Here is a 22,486-nt window from a genome sequence, read left to right on the forward strand (position 1 = left end):
CGTCCCCAGCGGCCCCGTGCGCCGGTGACCGGGAAACGGGGCCGGGCCGGGGCCCGTGGCGTCAGGCACCCGACGCGGCGTGGCTGGTGGCGTAGTACTCCCGCAGCGCCTTGGCGATGGAGGGGTGGATGCGCGAAGAGGCGAGCAACTCGGGCGGCGGGGTGAAGACCGGGTCGAACTCGTCCGCGATGCGCGTGTAGGCCACCCGCAGGTAGTGCTCGATGGTGAACGGCCACTCGACCGGCACCGTCCAGTCGGACTCGTATCCGGTGGCCAGCATGTGCGTGACCGTGGTCTCCACGACCTCTTCGCGGGTCAGCGGCTGGATCGGTGCCCGGACCGGGCGGAACATCTCCAGGTCGAGCGAGGTCTCCTCGCCGAGCAGCCGCGCTGTCATCTCTCGTGCGAGCAGCGGGGAGAGAGTGAGGCCGTCACGGTACGTGCCGGTCATCATCCACAGGCCGTTCAGCTCCGTCGCGCCCAGCAGCGGCATGCCGTCCAGGGCGACGGGCCGGTTGCCCACCTGGACGGTGCGCAGCCCGCTCTCGCCGAGGTTGCGGCGGATCTGGCGGTTGCCGCAGTTGAGCAGGAACAGGACGTCGGAGATGAGGGGGGTCTCGCGCGGCTCGGGCGAGATGATGTTCGTGGCGCCGACGTAGACCCGGCCCTCGCTCCGCGGCACGACGTGCAGACCGCAGGCGAACGCGCGGTTGGGCGTACGCAGGACGCTGCCCGGCGCGGTGCCGTCCTCGGTGTCCACCAGGGCGGAGACCCCGTAGCCGCTGATGAGCCGCGGGATACGCGCCGCGTGGTCGGGCACGCTGTCCAGCACGGTCTGGGAGGCGGATCCGGCGGCCAGCACGAGCTGTTCGGTCGCCAGAACCGTCCCGGACTCCAGCTCCACGCCGCGCACCCGGTCGGCGGCCCGGTCCACCCGGACAGCGAGTTCGGGGATCAGGATGCCGCCCTCGGCGACGAACGCCTGCTCCAGACGGTTGAGCAACGCGTGGGCGTCGACGGCGTGTTCACGCGGCAGGAAGAGCGCTTGGAGCGGGCGGGCCGTGGGCTCCGCGTCCAGCCACTCGATGTCCTCGGGGTCGATGTCCTCGAACTTCTCGCCGTAGTCGACGAGGGTCCTGCGGATCGCCTTGAAGTTCTGGGTGTCGATCTCCGGAACCCCCACCGCGTTCAGCATGACGACCGTGCCGTCGGCGGACAGCAGCTCGGAGCCGTCGGACTCCGGTGAGATCCCGTCCAGCCAGTCCGGCCACAACTTGCTCGCCTGGTGGGCCCAGTCGAGTTTGGTGCGGCCGAACTCGCTCTTCAGCAGGGTGGTCGTCACCTCGCCGAACGTGCCGATCATCGCCCCCGCGGCCGAGGACGCGGCCCAGGGTCGGTGCGGGCGGCCGAGTACGGCCACCCGCACGTCCCGCCGCGCCAGGGTGAGGCCGAGCGACAGACCGAGCGAGCCATTGCCGACGACGACCACGTCGTAGGCGAGCTTGTCGCCGGTAGATGTTGCGGACACCTGGATGTCCCCCCAAGTCGAGTGAGTGAGCGTCTGCGGGTCTTGCGAGACGGCGGGCTCCCCGGTTGTTCCGGCAGGTGGATGTCTCGCTGCGGCCCGGACGGTATGTGGTACTTCGCCCGCGTTCCTGTCAACGTGCCGGAGCAAAGCCAAACACAGCGGCCAGAGGAGCCCAAGCGTTTTAGACGGGTCTAAATCAGTGCTCCGCAGGGCCTGTTGGGCGCTGTCGGCAGCGGCTGGTCAGGCCGCATGGGCGACGGGCCGTGAGCCCAGGACGAGCGCCTCACCCGTCTCCGTGAGGGAGTGGATGACCCGTCGGCCGGCCCGTCGGCTGAGGACGAGATTGCAGTCCCGCAGCACTCCGACGTGCTGGCTGATCGCCCCTGGGGTGACGTCGATCGCCGTCGCGAGTTCGGTGGTCGTGGCGGGTGTCACCAGTGCCTCGATCACCGCCGCTCGCACGGAGCCCATCAGGGAGGCCAGGGCGCTGGAGTGCTCGAGCCGCTGCCGGCTCCATATCTCGCTCACGTCGGGCCGTGGATAGACGATCATCGACCCCAGCGGAGGGAGCATGGTCAGCACTTCCGGGCCGCAGAAGATGCTCGGGACGAGTACGAGCCCCCGGCCTCCCAGCTTCTCCGTGAAGTCGTAGGCGCTGCGCACGGTGATGCGGCCCTCGCTCCACCCGATGCGCCTGTTGAGCGAGGAGAAGACGGAGGCCGTCCCCGATGTCTCCAGCACCCGCGTCCTGGAGCGGATGTCCGACCGGAGCCCGCCGTGCAGTCGGCGCCAGTGCGGCTCCAGCGCCAACCGCCAGTAGACGTCCAGGAGTTTGGTGACGGTCCTGATGGCCTGTCCGGGCTCGGCGAGCATGCGCCGGTGCATGGGCTCGGCCTCCACGCGCCAGACGGCGGGCGTGCCGGTGTCGGCCGCCATCCAGGCCACTTCGTCGACGAAGTGCTCCGGTGCCGTCGAGCGCACCATCTCCAATTCCTCGGTGATGCCTGCGGGTTCGGCTCCGGGCGCCGGGGTGAGGAAGTCCGGGACGTAGCCCGTGGGCGGGACCACGGCGCGCAGCGGGCCGAAGTCGACTCCCTTGAGACGTGCCCGTACATCGCTCACCCACGGCGCGTGGAGCTTCCTGCGCTCCGGTGAGGCCAGCATCCGAAAGCTGTAGACCGCCTCCCCGAGCGGGGACGGCGAGAACTTGACCTTCGATACGTCATCCGCGGTCGCTTCATAGCAGATCACAACAGTTTCCCCCTGTTTCCCCCATACTGCGATGCTGCGCACCCCACCCGGATGTGTGTCGTCACCCGGCGCGGGGCGGGACGGTGCGGCAAGCCCGCCGGAGTCCCGGCGGCGGTTCGACGACCACCCAGGCACGATCGTGCCATGCCCGGGTGACATCGCTCGCGATGATCGTGAACGGAAGGAACGGGGGCGCAGCGGCCGCCGCGTGCCGGCGCGGGCGCGCGTCTCCCCCCGCTCTTCGGCGCCCGGCCAGGTCAGGACCCGCGCGTCGCGGACCGGAATGCCGGATTCGGGTGGCGGCTCCCCTGCTGAGGGACGATCGTGCCCCTCGTTCCCTGTGGCCTAAACGCTTCCATAGAAGGCCGGAATGTCCCCTTGGGGCGGCCCGTCTCGCCGCTCCGTGCCTCCTCCGCCCCCCAATCCTCACGGCTCCTGGCCGCCCGCCCGTCCGCGCCGCCGCCCGGGCACGAAAAAGGCAGGTCCGGTGCGTGGTGGCACCGGACCCGCGAGCGGACGGAGGAAGCGGCTACGCCGGGAGCTGGGCCTCCACCGCGGCCACCAGTTCCCCGTCGTCGGGACCGGTCCGAGGACGGAACCGGCCGACCACCTCACCGGCCGGGCTGACCAGGAACTTCTCGAAGTTCCACTGGATGTCGCCCGCGGCGCCCTCCGCATCCTGCGCCTTCGCCAGTTCGACGAAGAGCGGGTGCCGGTTCTCGCCGTTGACGTCGGTCTTCTCCAGCAGCGGGAAGGTCACGCCGTACGTCGCCGAGCAGAACTCCGCGATCTCCTCCGACGTGCCCGGCTCCTGCCCGGCGAACTGGTTGCAGGGGACGCCGAGGACACTGAAGCCGCGGCCGGCGAAGCGCGCGTGGAGCTGCTCCAGGCCGGTGTACTGGGGTGTCAGGCCGCACTTGGAGGCGACGTTCACGATCAGCAGTGCCTTGCCCCTGTGCTCGGCCAGGGAGGTCGGTTCGCCGGACAGCGTGCGCAGCGGAATCTCGTAGATGCTCATGGCGCCCATCAAAGCAGCAGGCCCGGTGCATGAGCACCGGGCCTGCCCGTCAGTAGCGGGGACAGGATTTGAACCTGCGACCTCTGGGTTATGAGCCCAGCGAGCTACCGAGCTGCTCCACCCCGCGTCGGTGAACATGACCTTACGCGCTCGGGGCCCAGCAGCCAAATCGCTTTCGCTCCGCCCCTCCCGTCCCCTCCGTCGCCTCCGCCCCCGTCGTCCTGCCGGCCGGGCGGCCCGCCTTGCGTCATACGCCGTGTGCGTCGTGCCTGCACCGCCCCCGCAGCGGTGCACGCGCTCAGCGACGGCGCAGGCGTTGCCGCTCCTTCTCGGAGAGGCCGCCCCACACCCCGAAGCGCTCGTCGTTGGACAGCGCGTACTCCAGGCACTGGATGCGCTCCTCGCAGGCCGTGCAGACCTGCTTGGCCTCTCTGGTGGAGCCGCCCGCTTCGGGGAAGAAGAACTCGGGGCCGGTCTGTGCGCACAGGGCGCGCTCCCAGTCGGGCTCGCTCCGTTCCATACCGGTTTCGGTGTCGGTGACGTCGATCAACATGCGGCACACTCTTCCGGCTGCTGATCAACGGTCTCTGAACGTCTCATCAACGGCCGCACGCGCCTGTGACGTGCATCACATAAACTCTTGTCTGTACACGCCATGCGTGCATGCCGCGCCCCGGGCATCCGGGCGGACCCGGAGGGAGCCCATGCCGGAGCTCTACATCGACGGCCGATGGACGGCCGCCGTGGACGGCCGGACCCGCGAGATCCGCTGCCCCGCGGACGGCTCGCTGGTCGCGATCGTGGACGAGGCCGGGCCGAAGGACGCGGCCGCAGCCATCGCCGCGGCCCGCGACGCTTTCGACCGCGGCCCCTGGCCCCGTACCCCTGCCGCCGAGCGCGGCCGCCTGCTGCAGCGCGTGGCCGATCTGCTGGAGCGCGACAAGTCCGATCTCGCGCGGGCCGAGTCGTTGGACACCGGCAAGCGGCTCGTGGAGAGTGAGTACGACCTCGACGACATCGCGAACTGCTTCCGCTACTTCGGCGACCTCGCTGCCGGGAGCGAAGCCGGCCGTGTGATCGAGACCGGCCGGCCCGGGACCGACAGCCGGGTGGTGCACGAGCCGGTCGGCGTCTGCTCGCTGATCACACCGTGGAACTACCCGCTGCTCCAGACCGCCTGGAAGGTCGCCCCGGCGCTCGCCGCGGGCAATACCTTCGTCCTCAAGCCGAGCGAACTCACCCCTCACACCGCCATCGCCCTGATGCGGCTGCTGCGGGAGGCGGGGTTGCCCGGTGGCGCCGGAAACCTGCTGCTGGGTGCGGGCCCGGCCGTCGGCACGCCGCTGACCGGCGACGAGAGGGTGGATCTGGTGTCCTTCACCGGCGGAGTCGCCACCGGCCGGGCGATCATGGCTGCCGCCGCACCCACCGTCAAGAAGATCGCCCTCGAACTGGGCGGCAAGAACCCGAACATCGTGTTCGCCGACGCCGACTTCGAAACGGCCGTCGACCACGCGCTGATGGCCGTCTTCCTCCACTCCGGCCAGGTCTGCTCGGCCGGTGCCCGGCTGCTGGTTCAGCAGGAGCTGCACGATGCGCTCGTCGACGAGATCGTGGCCCGGGCCCGGCGGATCCCCCTCGGCGGCCCGTTCGACGGACACGCCCGTACGGGGCCGCTGATCTCGGCAGCGCACCGCGAGAAGGTCGAGGCCTACGTGGCGGCGGGTCTGGAGGAGGGCGCGGTGCTCCGTTGCGGCGGTAAGCGTCCCGACGACCCCGCCCTGAGCAAGGGCTACTACTACCTGCCGACGGTCCTCGACGACTGTGTGCCCGGCATGTCCGTCGTACGCGACGAGTCGTTCGGCCCCGTCCTGACCGTCGAGCGGTTCCGCGACGAGGACGAGGCCCTCGCACTGGCCAACGACACGATGTACGGCCTTGCCGCAGGTGTCTTCACCCAGGACGCGGGCAGGGCCCGCCGCGTGGCGTCCGGGCTGCGCGCCGGCACCGTCTGGATCAACGACTTCCATCCCTACGTACCGCAGGCGGAATGGGGAGGCATGAAGCAGTCAGGCATCGGCCGCGAGCTCGGGCCCGCAGGCCTTGCCGAATACCAGGAGGCGAAGCACATCTGGTGGAACACCTCGCCGCAGCCGCAGAGGTGGTTCGAGTGACGGCCACCGAGCCCCCCGGGCCCTCCCCGGCCCACGGCGACGGCCACGACGACGAATCCCTCACCGAACTCGGTTATCGCCCCGAACTCAAGCGCACGCTGGGCAACTTCCACACCTTCGCGGCCGGTGTCAGCTACATCTCCATCCTCACCGGCACGTTCCAGCTCTTCTACTTCGGCGTCGCCTTCGGCGGCCCCGCCTACTGGTGGTCCTGGCCCATGGTCTTCGTGGGCCAGCTCATGGTCGCCCTGTGCTTCTGCGAGCTGGCCGCCCGCTACCCGGTGGCCGGATCGGTCTACAACTGGGCGAAGAAGATGGGCGGCCCGCACGTCGGCTGGCTCGGCGGCTGGATGATGATGACGGCCACGATGGTCACCCTCTCCGCCGTGGCCCTGGCCTACCAGGTGACGCTGCCGCAGATCGATCCGGTGTTCCAGTTCATCGGCGACGGCAGCGGCAAGAACGACGCCGCGGCCAACGCCGTCCTCCTGGGCTCGGTCCTCATCATCTTCACCACCCTGGTCAACGCCTTCGGCGTCAAGCTCATGGCCCGGATCAACTCCGCCGGCGTGTTCATCGAGCTGATCGCCGCCATCGTCCTGATCGCCCTGCTCGCGGCGCACATCACCCGCGGCCCGAGTTCCGCGCTGACCGAGACCTACGGCCTCGGGGCCGGGCAGAACCTCGGCTATCTCGGCGCGTTCCTGAGCGCCTCCCTGGCTTCCGCGTACGTCATGTACGGGTTCGACACGGCGTCGTCCCTCGGCGAGGAGTCCCTCGCCCCGTCCCGCAACGCACCGCGCGCCATCCTCCGCGCTCTCGTCGCCTCCTTCGTCATCGGCGGCCTGATCCTGCTCTTCGCCCTGCTCGCCGTGCCGGACCTGCAGGCCGAGCAACTCGGCACGGACGGTCTGCAGTACGTGGTGCTCACGACCCTCGGCTCGAACATCGGCGAGGCCGTGCTGTGGTGCGTCGTCATCGCGATCACCGTGTGCGCCCTGGCGGTGCACACCGCCGGCATCCGGCTGATGTTCGCCATGGCCAGGGACAACAACCTCCCCGCCGGCTCGCTCCTGGCGCGGGTGCACCCGAGGTTCCGGACGCCCATTGTCCCGGCCGTCGTCATCGGCCTGGTGGGCGTGGTCATTCTGGTCATCAACATCAACCAGCCGCAGATCTTCTCGGTGATCACGAGCATCGCGATCATCATGATCTACCTGGCCTATCTCGCCGTCACCACACCGATGCTGGTCCAGCGGCTGCGCGGCAAGTGGAAGCCGGCGGAGGGCCGGTTCTCGCTCGGACGCCTCGGCCTGCCCATCAACATCCTCGCGGTGCTGTGGGGCCTCGCGATGTCCATCAACCTCGCCTGGCCGCGACCCGACGTCTACAACGCGCAGCCACCGCACCACTGGTATCTGCAGTGGGGCGCGTTCCTCTTCATCGGCGTCGTCGCGGGCGCCGGGTTCGCCTACTACTGGTTCGTCCAGCGCCACCGCACCGGCGTGCTCGAGGAGCACCGCGCCGAGGAGCAGCCGGCTGCCGGTACGCCGGGGCCACCGGAGGGGCCCCGCTGACGCGCCGTGCCGGCGCCGCCGAAGGGAGTGACTGTGGACTCATTCGACTACGTGGTCGTGGGCGGCGGAACGGCCGGATCCGTCGTCGCCGCACGGCTGTCGGAGGATCCCCGCGTCACCGTCTGCCTCCTGGAGGCGGGTCCCTCGGATGTCGGCGACGAGAACATCCTCCGGCTCGACAAGTGGATGGCCCTGCTGGAGTCCGGCTACGACTGGGACTACCCCGTCGAGCCCCAGGAGTGCGGCAACAGCTTCCTGCGGCACGCCCGCGCCCGGGTGCTCGGCGGCTGCTCCTCGCACAACTCCTGCATCGCCTTCTGGGCGCCGGCCGAGGACCTCGACGAATGGGAAGCCATGGGCGCGGCGGGGTGGGGCGCCAAGCACTGCTTCCCCCTCTTCCAGCGGCTGGAGAACAACGACGGGCCCGGCGAACACCACGGCAGGAAAGGGCCCGTGGTCATCCGCACCGTCCCGCCGCACGACCCCTGCGGGCGGGCACTGCTGGAGGCGTGCGGCGACGCCGGGATCTCCACCACACCCTTCAACACGGGCAACACGGTCGTGAAGGGTGCGAACTGGTTCCAGGTCAACCGGCGCGAGGACGGCGTCCGTGCCTCGGCCTCCGTCTCGTATCTGCACCCGGTCCTGGGCAAGCGGCCCAACCTGGAGGTCCGTACCGGGCTGCACGCCAAGCGCCTGGTACTGGACGCCGACGGGCGCTGCACGGGCGTGGACTACCTCGCGCCCGATCTGATCCGTACGCTCACGGTCGGGGCACGGCGCGAGGTCATCGTCTCCTGCGGCACGATCGACACCCCGAAGCTGCTGATGCTCTCCGGGATCGGGCCGGCGGAGCACCTGCGCGAGACGGGCATTGAGGTACGGGTGGACTCGCAGGGAGTCGGCGCGAACCTCCAGGACCACCCGGAGGGCGTCGTCATGTGGGACGCCAGGCAGCCGATGGTCGACACCTCCACGCAGTGGTGGGAGATCGGGATCTTCTCGGCCACCGAACCGGGCCTGGACCGACCGGACTTGATGTTGCACTACGGTGCCGTGCCCTTCGACATGCACACCTACCGCCGCGGCTACCCGACGTCCGAGAACGCCTTCTGCCTCACCCCGAACGTCACGCGCGCCAGGTCCACGGGCACGGTCCGCCTGCGCAGCCGCGACTTCCGGGACAAGCCCAGGGTGGATCCGCGTTACTTCACGGATCCGGACGGACACGACAGGCGCGTCATGACGTACGGGCTGCGGCTGGCCCGTCGGATCGCGGAGCAGGCACCGCTGGCGGACTGGGCGGGCGCCGAACTCGCCCCGGGGCCCGATGCGCAGACGGACGACGAGCTGTTCGACTACATCCGCGGGACCCACAACACCGTCTACCACCCTTCCTGCACGGTCCGGATGGGGGCGGTCGACGACGCGGACACACCGCTCGACGCGCGGTTGCGGGTCAAGGGCGTCAGGGGACTGCGGGTCGCCGACGCTTCGGTGATGCCGTTCCTGGTGGCGGTCAACCCGTGCATCACGACGATGATGATCGGCGAGAAGTGCTCCGACATGATCAAGGAGGACGCGGACTGATCACCGGGCGCTTGTGGCGTCGCGGCGTCCGCTCGCCGAGGTGCAGGCCGCGCCGCCCGAACTCCCGCCCCGTCCACGAAGCAGCGCGTGCGAACCCCTGCAGACGATGCACCGCGGCTCCGGCCCTCTCCGCCGGAGCCGCACTTTCCGGTGCGCGTGCCGCGGTGCCACGCACCGCGGCGGCCCGCGGTCGGCAAGGAGTCGTGGCGGCGCGTGCTCGGTGCCGAACCCGTCGTCCACCGCCACTGGTACGCCCAGCCGCACTGAACCGCGTGCGGTGCTAGCGCCCCCGTGAGCGGCGCCCGTGACCGGCCAGGCCGTGGGGCTCGTAGCCGGGGAGCGTGCCGTCGGAGTCGGAGACCAGGAGCAGTCCGGACATGCCCATGTCCGCATGGCTCTGGACGTGACAGTGGTACATCCAGGCACCCGCGCCGATGTTCTCCCCGGCGATGATCTGGAAGCCGAACGAGTCGCCAGGGCCGGTGATCTTGTTGTCGATGATGCGGCTGGGGTCGTCCGGGCCCATCAGGATGCCCGTGCGGTTGTCGGCCCAGCGGTGACCGTGCACATGGAACGTGTGGTAGGTCCTGCCGTGCGTGATCATGATGATCTCGACGCGGTCGCCCAGGGTCGCCCGGAGGTTGGGCCCCTCGTGGCCCGGGCCATTGTTGATCACCGTGTCGTTGAAGCAGAGGGTGAACTGCTTGTCCGGCAGGATGTCGCCCTTGCGTCGGACGACGACAGCCCCGTAGAGGCCGTTGTGGATGCCGCGGGTGCCGTGGTCGGTGCCCACCGCGTGGTCGTGGTAGTGCCAGTAGCCCGCGCTGCCCGGCCGCCAGCTGCCGTCCTTGCGACGGCCCGGGGTGTGCGTGCGCCAGGTGTAGGTGCGCTTTTCCCCCGGGTCCACGCAGCTCCGGTTGAGTTTCGTGCCGTCGCTTCGGGTGGCGTAGTCCACGCCGTGGACGTGCAGGCTCACCGGCACGTCCATCGTGTTCTCGAACTCCACGTGCAGGGTGTCGCCCTCGGTCAGCTCGATCAGCGGACCGGGGACGGTGGCCTCGCCCTTCGCGAGCCCGAAGCCCATCCGGCCGCCCGGCAGCTTCTCGGCGTACAGCTTCATACGACGGACCTTGCCACCCGCCGGGGCACGCGCGGGTGCCTTCGCCGGTGCACCCGGGGCCATGGCCGGCTCCGCCTCCAGGGCCGCCTCCATGGCCTCCGCCTCCATGGCCTCCACCTCATGGGCCTCCGCGGGCTGTGCGCCGAGGGCCATCGGGGAGAAGGTCGCGGCGGCTGCGCCGCCCGCGAGGAAGCGCCGGCTGAAGCTGCGTCTGGGCATGCTGCCCGGCGACTCGGTCATCGCTCCTCCTTCGTGCCGTACGTTCATGCGCACCGGGGATCGGAGGCAGGCCCGTCGGTCGGCTGTCGTCTGCGACCGAGGAAGGGGCCGGTCCGTGGGAATCGGCACACAACCGGTCACATACCCGTCGACGGAGGCGGGCTGAGCACGTGTCAGCTGACATTGCGCCGGTTGGCGCGGGGCCGTACGAGAACGCGCCGCGTCGGCGGGGGAGCGGTCCGGCGTGTCGCTGCGGCCATTCGGCGTGGCCCGCCGCAGGCCACTGTCGTCGCGGCCCGCCGCCGTCACGGCCACGTGCCGCTGGGGGCCCGTGCCCGCCCCGTGAAAGCGGGCCCTTTGCTCACGTTGCCCGCGCCGATGACGATCGCGTCGTATCGCTCACGCTCCCTCCGCGTCCCGCTTGATCTGCTCGAACCGTTCGCCCATGGCCTCGGACAGAGCCTGGGCGGCCGACAGCGGACGGACCATCACCATGAAGTCGTCGATGAGGCCGCTCTCGTCGGTGTGCAGGAAGTCGCAGCCGTTGACCTCCAGTTCGCCCACCCGGGCGGTGAAGACCAGCGCGTGGTCCCGGCCGTCGGCGCCGGTGATCTCGCGGACGTAGCGGAAGTCCTCGAAGACCTGGGAGACGCCCTTCAGGATTGCGGCGGTGATCGCCTTCCCGGGGTACGGGCGGAACGCGACGGGGCTGGTGAAGACGACGTCCTCGGCCAGTAGGGCGTTGACGGCGTCGTGGTCACCGGCTTCGACGGCCTTGCGGAACGGGTGCATGGTCGGGTCCTCCACTCTGCGGAAGCAGATAGTCAACTTTGCGACTAGGTGTGAAGGAGGGTAATCACGGAAGTGTTAACGTGTCCAGATGTCTCTGAAGTACGCGGTGCTGGCGGCGCTCCTGGAGGGCGCAGCCTCCGGCTACGACCTGGCGAAGCGCTTCGACGCCTCGATGGCCAACTTCTGGCAGGCCACGCCGCAGCAGCTCTACCGTGAGCTCGAGCGGCTGGCGGGTGACGGCCTGATCTCCGCGCGCGTCGTCCAGCAGGAACGGCGCCCCAACAAGCGGATGTTCACGCTCACCGAGGAGGGGCGCGAGGACCTGCGGGCGTTCGCGGTCGCTCCGCCACGGCCCACCACCATCCGGGACGACTTCCTCGTCAAGATCCAGGCCGTGGACGATAGCGACCCGGACGCGGCCCGCGCGCTGGTGGAGGAGCGCATGGAGTGGGGCCGCGGCAAGCTCGCCCGGTACGAGCGGCTGCGTGAAATCCTCCTCGACGGCCGCAGCGAGGACGCGTATCTGCGGACGGCCGACCGGATCGGCCCGTATCTGACGCTGATGCGCGGGCGGTCCTTCGAGGAGGAGAACCTGCGCTGGGGCGCGCAGGTCCTGGAGATCCTGGCGCGCCGCAACGCGGTCAGCGGTCGCGCGTAACTCCCTGGCGGACAGGGGCAGTTCAACCCGCGCGCGGGCGGCCGACCGCCTGGTCCGCCCAGATCACCTTGCCCTCGGGCGTGTGCCGGGTCCCCCAGCGGCGGCTCACCTGGGAGATGAGGAACAGTCCGCGGCCGCCCTCGTCCGTACTGCCCGCGCGGCGCAGATGCGGTGCCGTGGCGCTGCCGTCCGCCACTTCGCAGATCAGGGTGTCGCCCCAGATCAGGCGCAGCCGGACCGGTCCCGCGCCGTAGCGGATGGCATTGGTGACCAGCTCGCTCACCACGAGTTCGGTGGTGGACACGGCCTCGTCCAGGCCCCATTCCCTGAGCTGACGGATCGTGCGCTCCCGCGCCTCGGACACCACGACGGGGTAGGCGGGGAACTCCCAGGTGGCCACCCGCCAGGCGGGAAAGGCGTGCGTACGGGCGACGAGTACGGCCACGTCGTCGGGGCGCTCGGGGAGCAGCGCGGAGAGCACCCCGTCGCACACACCGTCCAGCGAGGTCCCGGCACGGGCCGCCGCCCCCAGCGTTCGGCACAGTTCGTCCAGCCACTGGTCGACATCCCGGTCCCGGGACTCCATCAGACCGTCCGTGTACAGGAACAGCGTGCTGTCGTCCGGGACTTCGACCTCCATGCTCTCGAACGGCAGACCGCCCACCCCGAGCGGCAGGCTGGGCGGCATCTCCAGCAGCTCCACCTTGCCGTCGGGACGTATGAGGACCGGCGGCGGGTGGCCCGCACAGGCCAGGGAACATCGGCGGGAGACCGGGTCGTAGACCGCGTACAGGCAGGTCGCCCCCTCGCCGGTGTCCGCCTCGGGCAGGGCGTGCGTCTCGTCGGGATCGACCGGGTGGGCCACCTGGTCGTCGAGGTGCGTGAGGAGTTCGTCCGGCGGAAGCTCGACGTCGGAGAGGGTACGGACGGCCGTGCGCAGCCGGCCCATCGTCGCCGAGGCGTGCACTCCGCGCCCGACCACGTCCCCCACGACGAGCGCGACGCGGGCGCCGGACAGCGGAATGACGTCGAACCAGTCGCCGCCCACCCCCAGGCTCGTGTCACCGGGCAGATAGCGCGTGGCCACATCGACGGCACTGCGGCGGGGCAGGCGGCGCGGCAGCAGGCTGTGCTGCAGTGCGAGGGCGGTGGCGCGCTGCCGGGAGTAGCGCAGTCCGTTGTCCACGCACACCGCGGCCCGCGCGGCAACCTCTTCGGCCAGCAGCAGGTCGTCGGAGTCGAAGGGCTCCTTGTGGCGGTGGCGGGCGATGAACGCCACGCCGAGGGTGGTGCCACGGGCGCGCAGCGGGACCGTGATGGCGGAGTGGAGCGGAAACTCGGCCGCGCCCGCGGTCCGGCGCGGGTCGAGTGCGATCCACCACCCGAAGCCGATGTCGTGCCGGGGATCGGTGAGGAACGCGCGGCCGGTCTTCACGGCACGTGCATGCGGCGCGAACTCCGGATACCGCTCGATGTCGCCGAGGCGAAGCGTCGCCTCGGGACAGCCGTCGATCACCGAGAGCTGGGCGATACGGCGCAGCGTGACCGAATCGGTGCGAGGCGTACCCGTCACCGGTTCCTGCCCGGACAGCACGGAGGTGAGCAGATCGACGGTGACGAGATCGGCCATCTCCGGTACGAGAGCTTCCGCCAGTTCGTGCGCGGTGCGCTCCGTGTTCAGGCTGCTGCCCACGGTCCTGCCCGCCCGGCTGAGCAGCGCGAGCCGACGTCGGGCGAGGTACTCGGCGGTGATGTCGATGCCCAGCGAGTACAGCGCGCGCACCTGCCCGTCCGGGTCCTTCAGCGGAGTGAAGTGCTGGACCCAGGCGTGCCCTTCCGGCCCGCCCGGCAGCCGCAGAAAAGTCTCCATCGACACCGATTCACCGGTCCGTACGGCCCGCCGCATGAGCGCTGTGACCTCCGGTCCCACATCGGGCGGCAGCAGATCGGCGGGGCCTTTGCCCAGCATCTCGCCGCGCGAGAGGTTCCACGCGCGGCAGGCGTGCTCGTTGACCTGCGTCAGACGCAGCTCCAGATCATGGATGCCGCCGGTGAACGGGATCTGCTCGAAGCCCCACTCGACCAGGTCGGTCGCACCGTCACCGCTCCAGGGCGTCAGCCGGATCAGCCACACCGCGCGGACCGGACCGTCGTCGCTTTCCCACGGCCGGACGACGAACTCGGCCTGTACGGTGCCCCCGTTGCGGTGCCGCAGCGCCACGCTCCCTGCGTACCCGCCGCGTACCAGGTCCTCCGAGGTGAGCCCGTACCCGTCCGCCAGCAGTCCCGCCAGCGGCTGCCCCTCCATGTCCTCGGCCCGGTAGCCCATCAGCCGCTGCGCGTCGGTGCCCCAGGAGACCACGTGCCCGCGCTCGTCCAGCATCCCCACGGCGATCTGCGCACTGTCCGGGCCGCGTGGGTCCATCGGATCATCCCCGGGAATCGGTCGCACGGCGCGGCGAGCGGCGACGCACCTGCTTGCAAGTCTGATGAGCGGGGGGTATATGCGCAAGATGTGCTGTATCGGTCACGCGGACCATGATCAACGCGGATGCGGCCGGGGCGGATCCGGGGTGGGACGGCCGCCTGGGCTACTGAGCCGCTTCCGGTGGCACTTCGTCCATGCGGTCGACCAGGAGCATCGCCGCATCGTCCGCAAGGCGGTTGCCGGTGTGACGGACCAACGCCTGGTGCAGTTCCTCCAGGAATTGCGACGGGGCCACGGCCCGTACTGCTTCCATGGCCTCGGCCACGGGGAAGAAGACGTTGTCCCGGTTGCGCCCTTCGCTGACGCCGTCGGTGTAGAGCAGCAGACGGTCACCGGGGGTGAACGGATGGCTTTCGGCCTTCGGGGGCGGACCGGTGATGAAGTCGTCGAGCCCCAGCGGCGGCTGTGGTGAGGCGGCATCAAGGGCCTCGACCTTGCCGTGGTGGAGCTTCAACGGGGGCGGGTGCCCGCGGTTGATCAACTGGACCAGGGGGGCGTCCGGTATCTGAGCCACGAGCGTGGTGACGAAGCGCTCGGGTGCATCCTCCTCCCCGGCCGCAGCGATGGCCTCTCTGAGGGCGTACTCCCGCCGCAGAGCGGCCTCGCAGTGCTTCACCACGTCCTCCAGCGACTCCTCGTAGTGCACGGATTCCCGGAATGCGCCGAGCAGCGAGGCGGCCGCGCGCGCAGCGGGCAGCCCCTTGCCGCGGACGTCCCCCACGATCATCCGGATCCCGAACGGGGTCTGAGCGACCTCGTACAGGTCCCCGCCGATCTGTGCCCCCGCCTCCGCCGCGAGGTACATGCCCGCCGGGCGCACCGCGCCCAGCTGAGAGGGCACGGGCCGCAGGACGGCCTCTTGAGCCGCCACGGCGATCCGTCGGATCTGATTGAGCTCGCCCAGTCTGCGCGCCCGCACGGCCTTACTCGTGAGGACGCCGGCGACCGAGACCAGGAGAAGAGCCAGGAGGTTCGAATAGACCTGCATGGTGCCCCATGCCTGGTTGTGGGTAGCGGTGATCACGCTCACGATCACGGCGCACGCAACGGCCGAGAGGGTCCCCCGGGGGCCCATCGTCACCGCGGCCAGGGCGGGCGTAGCAGTGAGGAACGGGCCCGTGTACAGAAAGTGCACAGGTGAAAGCTCGATGGCCAGCACGAGCAGCGCAATGAGGAAGGGCACGGACTGCGCGAGGGGGATAAGCGCCCGCGCGCGACCGCTCCCACCTGGGCGAGAAGGTGGGCGGAAGGCCGGGCGCATGTGTCCAGACTGCCCCCACGATGCTCCTTGCGGCCACCGCAAGCCGCTCTCGCCTTCCCGCACGCCGGCGGAGACACGCGGAGACACCGGTTGCGCGACGGTGCGGTCACCCCGGTGGGCGAGGGCGTCCTCGGCAGCCCCGCGGCACGCGCTTCGCCGCACGCTCGAAGGCATCCGCCCATGGCCTATCGGACGGCACCGCTGGTGAGGCCGGTGAGGACACGGCGCTGGAAGAGAAGGACCACAACGACCAGCGGTACGGTCACGACGACCCCCGCAGCCATCTTCGTACCGTAGGGAATCTCGAATCCGGTGACTCCACCGAACCGTGAAATGGCGACGGTCGCGGTCTGCATGGAGGCCTTGTCGACCATCGACAGGGCGATCAGGAACTCGTTCCACGCTCCGATGAACGTCAGGATCGCCGTGGTGAAGATGCCTGGCCCCGCCAGCGGAAGGATCACCTTGCGGAAGGCCTGTCCGGGCGTGCATCCGTCGACCAATGCGGCTTCTTCCAGCTCGCTGGGGAGTTGCTGGAAGAAGACCGTCAGGTTCCACACGGCGAGCGGCAGGGCGAAGGAGAGGCTGGGGACGATCATGGCCTGATAGGTGTTGATCCAGTGCAGGTCGTCGGTGAAGAGCTTGAGCAAGGGAACCAGGAGCGCAATCGTCGGAAACATGCTCGTCGCGATGATCAGCGCGAGGATGGCGTTCTTTCCCCGGAATTCGACACGTGCCAGGGCGTACGCGGTACAGGTGGCGATCAGCAGGGCCAGTGCGGTGGTCGACCCGGCGACGACCAGGCTGTTGAGCAGCGCCCGTGAGAAGCCCTGAGCGGGCTCCAGGACGGCCCGGTAATTCTCCAGTGACCAGGGTGAGGGCAGCAGCGACTTCTCGAACAGGTCCGAGGTGCGCCGGAAACTGGAGATGAGCATCCAGTAGAAGGGCGCCAGGCAGTACATCAGGATCAGCAGCAAGGTCAGTGAGCCGAAGGCCGAGCGGACACGTACCTGTCGACGTCCGGGGGAAGCAGTCATCGGCCTTCTCCTGGCCCGGCGTTGTGATGCTTTCTTCGCCGGCGCCGTGGCCCGCTCCGGCGGGGTCGCGGTGCTCGAACCGGTGCGTGGAGACCGAGGACGTCGACCCGCAGAATGCGAATGAAGACGAACACCACGGCTGCCACGTAGCAGAAGAGGAGGATGGCGTAGGCAGCGGCGACCCCGTAGCGGCTGTTCACGGACTCGTCGAAAGCGACCATCGTCAGAGTTTCCACGGCATCCTTGCGCGGGCCGATGAGGACGTACGGGAGGTCGAACATCCGTAGCGCGTCGAGGAGTCGGAAAAGCACGGCCAGCAGGAGCACCGGGCGTACGAGCGGAAGCGTCACCCTGATGAACTGCTGCCAGTGGCTCGCACCGTCCACGCGCGCCGCTTCATAGATCTCAACGGGAATGAGCTGGAGTCCGGCCAGGACGAGCAGTCCGACGAATGGAGCGGTCTTCCATGTGTCGACCACGATGACGGCGAATTGTGCGGGAAAGGCGTCGGTGGTCCACAGCACCTCCCGGCCGATGAGATCGTTCGCAATGCCGTCCGCTTGGAAGATCCACTGCCAGAGCACAGCGGAGACAACGGTCGGTACGGCCCATGGAATGAGGATGCCGGCGCGTACGATTCCGCGACCGCGCAGGGTGTGATGCATCGCCAGGGCCAGGACGACACCGAGGAGGGCTTCCAGCACAACAGTGCTGACGGTGAAGAACGTGGTGTTGGTGAACGCGTTCCAGAAACGGCGTGATGCGGGGCCGGTGAGGATGTCCCGGTAGTGCCTCAGACCGACGAACTCCTCGGTGCGCCGGACGAATCCGGATGCGTCCAGGGAGGTGGACTCGGCATGGACGGAGTCGCCGATGGCCGCGATCACCGGATAGCCCACCACCAGGGCGATAACCGTGAGGGTGGGCGAGACCAGGAGAACTGCCAGTGCTCTCCTGGCCTTTCCGATCCCCTTCCTGTACCGCTTCGCGTGCGTGGTGCCGGGACGGGGCAACGGGACCGCCGGGGTGTGTGTCGGGGCCGGGCGAATGGTGCGTGAGGACCCGGGCGTGCCATGAGGATCTGCTAGCGCAGCTGCGACAGGTCGTGCTGCATGTCCCTCAAGGCGTCCTCGGGATCCTGCTGGGAGTTGAGCGCACGATAGGCGTAGGCCTGGATTGCCGCCGTGGCATCTCCGTAGCGCACCAGCCGGGGCCGCGGGACGGAGTGCAGAATCGACTCCTTGAGCACCGGCAGGTAGGGGTACTTCGCGATGAGGTCCGGTTCCTCGTACAACGACGCGTCGGTCGGTGCGTTGGAACTGCGCAGGAGATTCTCGCGCTGGGTGCGCTCGCTGGTGGCATAGGAGATGAAGTCCAGGGCCGTAGCCTTGTTCTTCGCCGAAGCGCTCACCGCGAGGTTGTGGCCTCCGAGTGAGGAGACTCCCGGGCCGTCGAGTCCGGGCAGGGGAGCGACGTTGAACTTGCCGGCGACTTCGGAGGAGCCGTCCCGCTTGTTGGAGAGCGTCCACTGGTACGGCCATTGACGGAGGAAGACCAGTTCGCCGTTCTGGAAGGCCTGCCGCCCCTCTTCCTCCTTGAACGTGATCGCCTTCTTGGGGATGAGCCCGTCGGCGAAGGCACGTGTGAAGAATTCCAGTCCCTTGGCGGCCTCCGGACTGTCCACGTGCGGCTTTCCGTTCTCATCGACGACGGTGCCCTTCGAACTGTCGACCATCTCGGCGAAGTTGACGGTGAGCCCTTCGTACTTGTCGAACTGTCCCGCGTAGCAGGACATGCCCCGCGCTTCGGGCAGCGCCAGGACCTTCGCGCAGATCTGCTCCATCTCGGTCCACGTGCGGGGAGGTTTGGCGCCCACCTTCTCGAGGAGATCGGTGCGGTAGTAGAGCAGGCCCGCGTCGGTGGTCCACGGCATCGCGATCAGGCTGCCTCGGTAGGAGGCGCCCTCCACGGTGGGCCTCAGCATTCCGGAGGTATTGACCCTGTCACGTGGCAGAGGGCTCACCCAGCGATTGGCGGCGAACTCGGAGGTCCACACCACATCCAGACTGAGTACGGTGAACTCGCCGGACTCCAGTCGGGCGTCCTGGATCATGCGACGCCGTTGCTCGTCCGGCGAGTCGGACAGTTCGATCCCGCGTACCCGTTCTTCCGGGTGTTTTCGGTTCCACTGGTCGAGGATTTCGGAGACCACTCCGCTGTTGTCCTTTCCCATCGCCAGAACGATGGGGCCCCGGCCGGTGAAGGACGCAGAGTTCGTACTCTCGTCGTCGTCACTTCCACAGCCCAGAGCCAGCGTTGCGCAGAATACGGTCGTCACGGCCGCCGCTCGTGCCGACGCCTGCCATGTGTGCATGGAAGTTCTCCTCGACGTACTGCACTGATAATGCGTCAGCGGGATTCGGGCTCCGCAGCTCTTCCCTTGGGCTGCGCGGCCCTTGGGGCTGCGCGGCTCTGGGGCGCCTCAAGCATTACTCCATGCGCTCTTCGGCGACCAAGACGGCACGCTGAAGTCAGCGTGACTTCCTCCTCAGTGGAGAACCCCGAGGCGTAGTGAAGAGGTCAGACGCTGACGGATTTCGGGGCCGCCGCCGTGCTGCCGCGCACGACCAGTTCCGGTTCGAAGAGCATCTCTCTGAGGCTCACCGTTTCACCGGCCATCTGCCGCATCAGCAGGGACACCGCGGTCAGTCCGAGTTCGACGAGATTCTGCCGGACCGTGGTGAGCGGAGGGTCCACCGACGGCATGAAGAGGGAATCGTCGTAGCCGATCACGGAGACGTCCTCGGGCACGCGTAGCTTCATACGCCGTGCCCCCCGGATGACGCCGAGCGCAATGACGTCGCTGCCGCAGATGATCCCTGTCACGCCCTGTTCGAGGAGTTCTTCCGCTGCCGTGACGCCGCCCTGGAGTGAATAGGCGGTCTCCACGATCCTTCCCGCGTCTTCGCCTTCACCGATCTGCTCACCCACCGCGGTCCTGAATCCCGCGATCTTACGGGCGGCCGGGATGTGATGGTGATCGCCCACGGCCAAGCCGAGCCGACGGTGCCCGAGGGAGACCAGATGCCGCACGGCTGTGTCGGCCGCCAGGAAATCGTCGCTCGACACACAGGCCATCTGCAGGTCGGACGACACGCCCTGTATCCCGACCACGGGCATCCCGCGCTCCACGAGCCGTGTGTAGTGGTCGTGGTCGGCGCCGCGTACCGAGTGCTGGCAGCACACGAAGACAACACCCGACACGCTGTGATCGAGGAGCATGTTCACGAAATCCTTCTCCTGGATCCCGCTGAGCTCTCCGGTGAACAGGATGGGCGTGATGCCGCGCTGCGCGAGCCGGCTCCCGATGATCGCGGTCAGGCTCGGGAAGACGGGGTTCGTCATCTCAGGGACGACGACACCGGCCAACTGGTTGGCGCGTTTACGCAATTGGGTCGGCCTCTCGAGGCCGAGAACGTCGAGCGCAGTGAGCACGGACTCACGCGTTGCCTCTGCCACCCCGGGCTTGCCGTTCAGCACCCGGCTGACGGTTGCTTCACTGACTCCCGCGAATTCCGCGATCTTCGAGGCTCGGCTGGCCATGCGGTGAGTATGACAGAATTTTGCAGCATTCCGGTAGGCGATCGAGCAGCTTTCTTTCCCAGCGCCCCAGGGCGGACCCCCCGTAAAATCCGCGTGGTTACCCGGCGCACACTCACGGTGTTTCTGCAGAAAGCCTGAATAATTTTGCAGAACCTCTGGACTTTGATGTCGGAGCGTTTCTAGGCTGTTGCTGCAGCGCATAGGTCGACGGCAACGAAAGATCAGGAGACTGACAACGTCGCCAGGGGCCGGGCAGGACACCGTGAGTGGAGAACCCGGCCGTGATCGTTTGCCGGGGGGAGAGCTGGAGCGAAGAGCGCAGCTCGAAACAAGGAAAGTCCCCGATGAAGGCACAAACTGTTGCGGGCTCCGCTCAGCGGGCCCCCGGCACGGGCCCGATAACGCCCCGCACCGGTCCTTCCGTGCGGCGCGTCAGTAGCTGGGTCGCGAACGCCGGCCCGTCCTCGCCCCGCGAGGCCCGTGAGTTCGCCACGCGGCAGGTCGCCGCCTGGAATCTGGACAGTGACGGTGACCTTGAACTCCTGGTGAGCGAATTGGTCACCAACGCCCACCGGCACGCCGAAGGCAGGGTGACGGTCGCGGTGCACCTGGAACTCCGCGCGGCCACGCTCATCGTCTGCATCTGTGACGACGGGCCCGGCATGGCCGCGACCGGCCACTCGTGGGGTGGAGCCCACGAGAACGAGCCCGACCTCCGCACCGGCGGCTACGGACTGATGCTGCTGCAAGAGATGGCACTGAGCACCCGGATCGAGTCCGACAACGGCGGCACCGCGATCTGGTTCGTCCTCCCCCGGCCCCGGGCGAGGGACGGCACCCCGTCCCCCCTCCCGGCCCCGTACCCCGCCGAGCGCGACCGGAACGACCAGTACTGTCCCCGCCCGAGCAGGCACCTCCAGCCCGCAGTCTGCTCCATGTTCTGACGGCCATGTTCTGAAGGCCCATGTTCTGAAGGCCCATGTTCTGAAGGCCCATGTTCTGAAGGCCCATGTTCTGAAGGCCCATGTTCTGAAGGCCCATGTTCTGAAGGCCCATGTTCTGAAGACCCTGCCGCTTCAGGGAACCTCAGCCTCCCTCCCCCCGGAATCCCCGGTGACCGCAAAGGACGGGACCATGCACAGACCGGTCCAGGCGGCGTTGGACCACAGCCCCCTCAGTCTCCTGGCCCTCGACTGGGCCACTGAAGAGGCCGCCCAGCGCCACGTGCCCCTGGAGATCGTGCACGCCCACGCCTGGGCTTCGCCCTCACCGGCCTCCGCTCGGGCGCAGCAGACCCGGAGCCGTACGGAATCGTTCCTCGCCACCGTGATGGACAGGGCTCGGCGTCGCACCCCCGGGGTGGAGATCGGTATGCGCCTGGTGGCCGGCGATCCGCGGCAGGCCGTCATGGACTGTGCGGCCGACGCAGCCATGCTGGTGCTCGGCACGCGCGGCGGCGGCGGATTTCCGGGTCTTCTCGTCGGCTCGACCAGCCTTTACGCGGCGGCCCACGCGCCGTGCCCGGTCGTCGTGGTGCCTTCCCGGCCGGCGCAGCCACGGGACGAGGGCCACGGCGGTGTCATCGTCGGCATCCACGGGCGGGTGCCGAGCGCCAGACTCCTGCGCCTCGCCTTCGAGGCCGCGCTCAGGCAGAAGGCCCCGCTGACGGTGACGCGCGCGTTCCCGTCGCCGAGCGACCCCACCACGGGAACCGGCCTCTTCGCGTTCGGCCACGGGGGCGGCGGTACGAGCGACCTCAGGGAGACCCGCATTCTCACCCGAGCGCTGGAGGGGTGGAGAGAGCAGTACCCCGGGATCGACGTCATCGAGGACCTCACGTCGAAACGACCGGAACACCGCCTGGTGGAACTGTCCGAACACGCCGGTCTCGTAGTCCTCGGGCACCGAAGCCTGTCCTTCGACCCGGTCCGCAGACTCGGAACAGTGACGCAGGCCGTCCTCCGGCATGCCCGATGCCCGGTCGCCGTCGTGCCGTTGAGCCCGACGCCCCCGCGGCAGGCCGACCACGGCGGGCGGCACTAGGGGGCGTATCCAGTTGTGATCAATCTGTGGGCTCCGCTCCCGCAGCGGGGCGGGTTCCTGTAGATCGTCATGCATGACGCAGGTGCAACTTACGGACGTGGAATGGGAGTTCATCGAGCCCTACCTG

18 protein-coding genes, 1 tRNA gene and 1 pseudogene are annotated in these 22,486 nt (G+C 68.9%); 6 read left to right on the forward strand and 14 right to left on the reverse strand.

Going from position 1 to position 22,486, the window contains the following annotated elements; genetic code table 11:
- Positions 1–61 precede the first annotated feature (61 nt).
- The 5 genes from AB0M26_RS04740 to AB0M26_RS04760 form a co-directional block, all read right to left on the reverse strand.
- The gene (locus tag AB0M26_RS04740) at positions 62–1,528 is read right to left on the reverse strand and encodes an FAD-dependent oxidoreductase (protein WP_365254466.1); all 1,467 of its coding nucleotides are present in this window, start codon (positions 1,526–1,528) and stop codon (positions 62–64) included.
- A gap of 240 nt (positions 1,529–1,768) precedes the next feature.
- On the reverse strand, positions 1,769–2,779 hold the full coding sequence (locus AB0M26_RS04745) for a DUF5937 family protein (protein WP_365254469.1): 1,011 nt from the start codon (positions 2,777–2,779) through the stop codon (positions 1,769–1,771).
- 529 nt (positions 2,780–3,308) lie between these two features.
- Complete coding sequence (locus tag AB0M26_RS04750) at positions 3,309–3,797, reverse strand: glutathione peroxidase (protein ID WP_365254472.1); 489 nt, start codon at positions 3,795–3,797, stop codon at positions 3,309–3,311.
- A gap of 53 nt (positions 3,798–3,850) precedes the next feature.
- Positions 3,851–3,924, reverse strand: a tRNA-Met gene (locus tag AB0M26_RS04755).
- 171 nt (positions 3,925–4,095) lie between these two features.
- Complete coding sequence (locus tag AB0M26_RS04760) at positions 4,096–4,350, reverse strand: WhiB family transcriptional regulator (protein WP_365254475.1); 255 nt, start codon at positions 4,348–4,350, stop codon at positions 4,096–4,098.
- 151 nt (positions 4,351–4,501) lie between these two features.
- Between AB0M26_RS04760 and AB0M26_RS04765 the strand changes: the two genes are divergently transcribed.
- From AB0M26_RS04765 to AB0M26_RS04775, 3 genes are read left to right on the forward strand one after another with little or no spacing between them, the layout of a single operon-like run.
- On the forward strand, positions 4,502–5,971 hold the full coding sequence (locus AB0M26_RS04765) for an aldehyde dehydrogenase family protein (RefSeq protein WP_365254478.1): 1,470 nt from the start codon (positions 4,502–4,504) through the stop codon (positions 5,969–5,971).
- Positions 5,968–7,548, forward strand: a complete 1,581-nt coding sequence (locus AB0M26_RS04770; protein WP_365254481.1) for an APC family permease — start codon at positions 5,968–5,970, stop codon at positions 7,546–7,548. Before AB0M26_RS04765 ends, AB0M26_RS04770 begins: the two co-directional genes overlap by 4 nt.
- A 33-nt stretch (positions 7,549–7,581) precedes the next feature.
- Positions 7,582–9,138, forward strand: coding sequence for a GMC family oxidoreductase N-terminal domain-containing protein (locus AB0M26_RS04775; RefSeq protein ID WP_365254484.1), 1,557 nt, complete (start codon positions 7,582–7,584; stop codon positions 9,136–9,138).
- Positions 9,139–9,418: 280 nt separating this feature from the next.
- On the opposite strand, the gene AB0M26_RS04780 is transcribed toward AB0M26_RS04775, so the two are convergent.
- Positions 9,419–10,477, reverse strand: coding sequence for a multicopper oxidase domain-containing protein (locus AB0M26_RS04780; RefSeq protein ID WP_365254556.1), 1,059 nt, complete (start codon positions 10,475–10,477; stop codon positions 9,419–9,421).
- A gap of 399 nt (positions 10,478–10,876) precedes the next feature.
- On the reverse strand, positions 10,877–11,269 hold the full coding sequence (locus AB0M26_RS04785; RefSeq protein WP_365254487.1) for a nuclear transport factor 2 family protein: 393 nt from the start codon (positions 11,267–11,269) through the stop codon (positions 10,877–10,879).
- 88 nt (positions 11,270–11,357) lie between these two features.
- On the opposite strand from AB0M26_RS04785, the gene AB0M26_RS04790 reads away from it, so the two are divergent.
- Positions 11,358–11,927, forward strand: a complete 570-nt coding sequence (locus AB0M26_RS04790; protein WP_365254490.1) for a PadR family transcriptional regulator — start codon at positions 11,358–11,360, stop codon at positions 11,925–11,927.
- A 22-nt stretch (positions 11,928–11,949) separates the two neighbouring features.
- On the opposite strand, the gene AB0M26_RS04795 is transcribed toward AB0M26_RS04790, so the two are convergent.
- From AB0M26_RS04795 to AB0M26_RS04820, 6 genes are all read right to left on the reverse strand, one after another.
- Entirely contained in the window at positions 11,950–14,352 is a 2,403-nt protein-coding gene (locus AB0M26_RS04795) for a SpoIIE family protein phosphatase (protein ID WP_365254492.1), read from the reverse strand.
- Between the two features lie 166 nt (positions 14,353–14,518).
- Positions 14,519–15,598, reverse strand: coding sequence for a PP2C family protein-serine/threonine phosphatase (locus tag AB0M26_RS04800; protein WP_365254495.1), 1,080 nt, complete (start codon positions 15,596–15,598; stop codon positions 14,519–14,521).
- Between the two features lie 263 nt (positions 15,599–15,861).
- On the reverse strand, positions 15,862–16,713 hold the full coding sequence (locus AB0M26_RS04805; protein WP_365254498.1) for a carbohydrate ABC transporter permease: 852 nt from the start codon (positions 16,711–16,713) through the stop codon (positions 15,862–15,864).
- Complete coding sequence (locus AB0M26_RS04810; protein ID WP_365254501.1) at positions 16,710–17,726, reverse strand: sugar ABC transporter permease; 1,017 nt, start codon at positions 17,724–17,726, stop codon at positions 16,710–16,712. The genes AB0M26_RS04805 and AB0M26_RS04810 overlap by 4 nt, the downstream gene beginning before the upstream one ends.
- Before the next feature lie 71 nt (positions 17,727–17,797).
- Positions 17,798–19,087, reverse strand: a complete 1,290-nt coding sequence (locus AB0M26_RS04815; RefSeq protein WP_365254504.1) for an ABC transporter substrate-binding protein — start codon at positions 19,085–19,087, stop codon at positions 17,798–17,800.
- Positions 19,088–19,293: 206 nt separating this feature from the next.
- Positions 19,294–20,517, reverse strand: a complete 1,224-nt coding sequence (locus AB0M26_RS04820; protein WP_365254507.1) for a LacI family DNA-binding transcriptional regulator — start codon at positions 20,515–20,517, stop codon at positions 19,294–19,296.
- A gap of 143 nt (positions 20,518–20,660) precedes the next feature.
- Here AB0M26_RS04820 and AB0M26_RS04825 point away from each other — a divergent pair, with 143 nt between their 5' ends.
- Complete coding sequence (locus AB0M26_RS04825; RefSeq protein ID WP_365254510.1) at positions 20,661–21,260, forward strand: ATP-binding protein; 600 nt, start codon at positions 20,661–20,663, stop codon at positions 21,258–21,260.
- Positions 21,261–21,279: 19 nt separating this feature from the next.
- Here the strand turns inward: AB0M26_RS04825 and AB0M26_RS04830 are convergent.
- Positions 21,280–21,372, reverse strand: a pseudogene (locus tag AB0M26_RS04830) (hypothetical protein); the annotation flags it as partial.
- Between the two features lie 78 nt (positions 21,373–21,450).
- On the opposite strand from AB0M26_RS04830, the gene AB0M26_RS04835 reads away from it, so the two are divergent.
- Complete coding sequence (locus tag AB0M26_RS04835) at positions 21,451–22,359, forward strand: universal stress protein (protein ID WP_365254513.1); 909 nt, start codon at positions 21,451–21,453, stop codon at positions 22,357–22,359.
- Positions 22,360–22,486: the final 127 nt, after the last annotated feature.

The organism is Streptomyces sp. NPDC051776, from assembly GCF_040681345.1.
Taxonomy (GTDB): Bacteria; Actinomycetota; Actinomycetes; order Streptomycetales; family Streptomycetaceae; genus Streptomyces.

Excerpts from the sequence above, each read along its gene's own strand:
- AB0M26_RS04750 (WP_365254472.1), bottom strand. The coding sequence starts at position 3,797 with ATGAGCATCTACGAGATTCCGCTGCGCACGCTGTCCGGCGAACCGACC.
- AB0M26_RS04760 (WP_365254475.1), bottom strand. The coding sequence starts at position 4,350 with ATGTTGATCGACGTCACCGACACCGAAACCGGTATGGAACGGAGCGAG.
- AB0M26_RS04765 (WP_365254478.1), top strand. The coding sequence starts at position 4,502 with ATGCCGGAGCTCTACATCGACGGCCGATGGACGGCCGCCGTGGACGGC.
- AB0M26_RS04780 (WP_365254556.1), bottom strand. The coding sequence starts at position 10,477 with ATGCCCAGACGCAGCTTCAGCCGGCGCTTCCTCGCGGGCGGCGCAGCC.
- AB0M26_RS04785 (WP_365254487.1), bottom strand. The coding sequence starts at position 11,269 with ATGCACCCGTTCCGCAAGGCCGTCGAAGCCGGTGACCACGACGCCGTC.
- AB0M26_RS04790 (WP_365254490.1), top strand. The coding sequence starts at position 11,358 with ATGTCTCTGAAGTACGCGGTGCTGGCGGCGCTCCTGGAGGGCGCAGCC.
- AB0M26_RS04795 (WP_365254492.1), bottom strand. The coding sequence starts at position 14,352 with ATGGACCCACGCGGCCCGGACAGTGCGCAGATCGCCGTGGGGATGCTG.
- AB0M26_RS04805 (WP_365254498.1), bottom strand. The coding sequence starts at position 16,713 with ATGACTGCTTCCCCCGGACGTCGACAGGTACGTGTCCGCTCGGCCTTC.
- AB0M26_RS04815 (WP_365254504.1), bottom strand. The coding sequence starts at position 19,087 with ATGCACACATGGCAGGCGTCGGCACGAGCGGCGGCCGTGACGACCGTA.
- AB0M26_RS04820 (WP_365254507.1), bottom strand. The coding sequence starts at position 20,517 with ATGCGCTGCAGCAACAGCCTAGAAACGCTCCGACATCAAAGTCCAGAG.
- AB0M26_RS04825 (WP_365254510.1), top strand. The coding sequence starts at position 20,661 with ATGAAGGCACAAACTGTTGCGGGCTCCGCTCAGCGGGCCCCCGGCACG.
- AB0M26_RS04835 (WP_365254513.1), top strand. The coding sequence starts at position 21,451 with ATGCACAGACCGGTCCAGGCGGCGTTGGACCACAGCCCCCTCAGTCTC.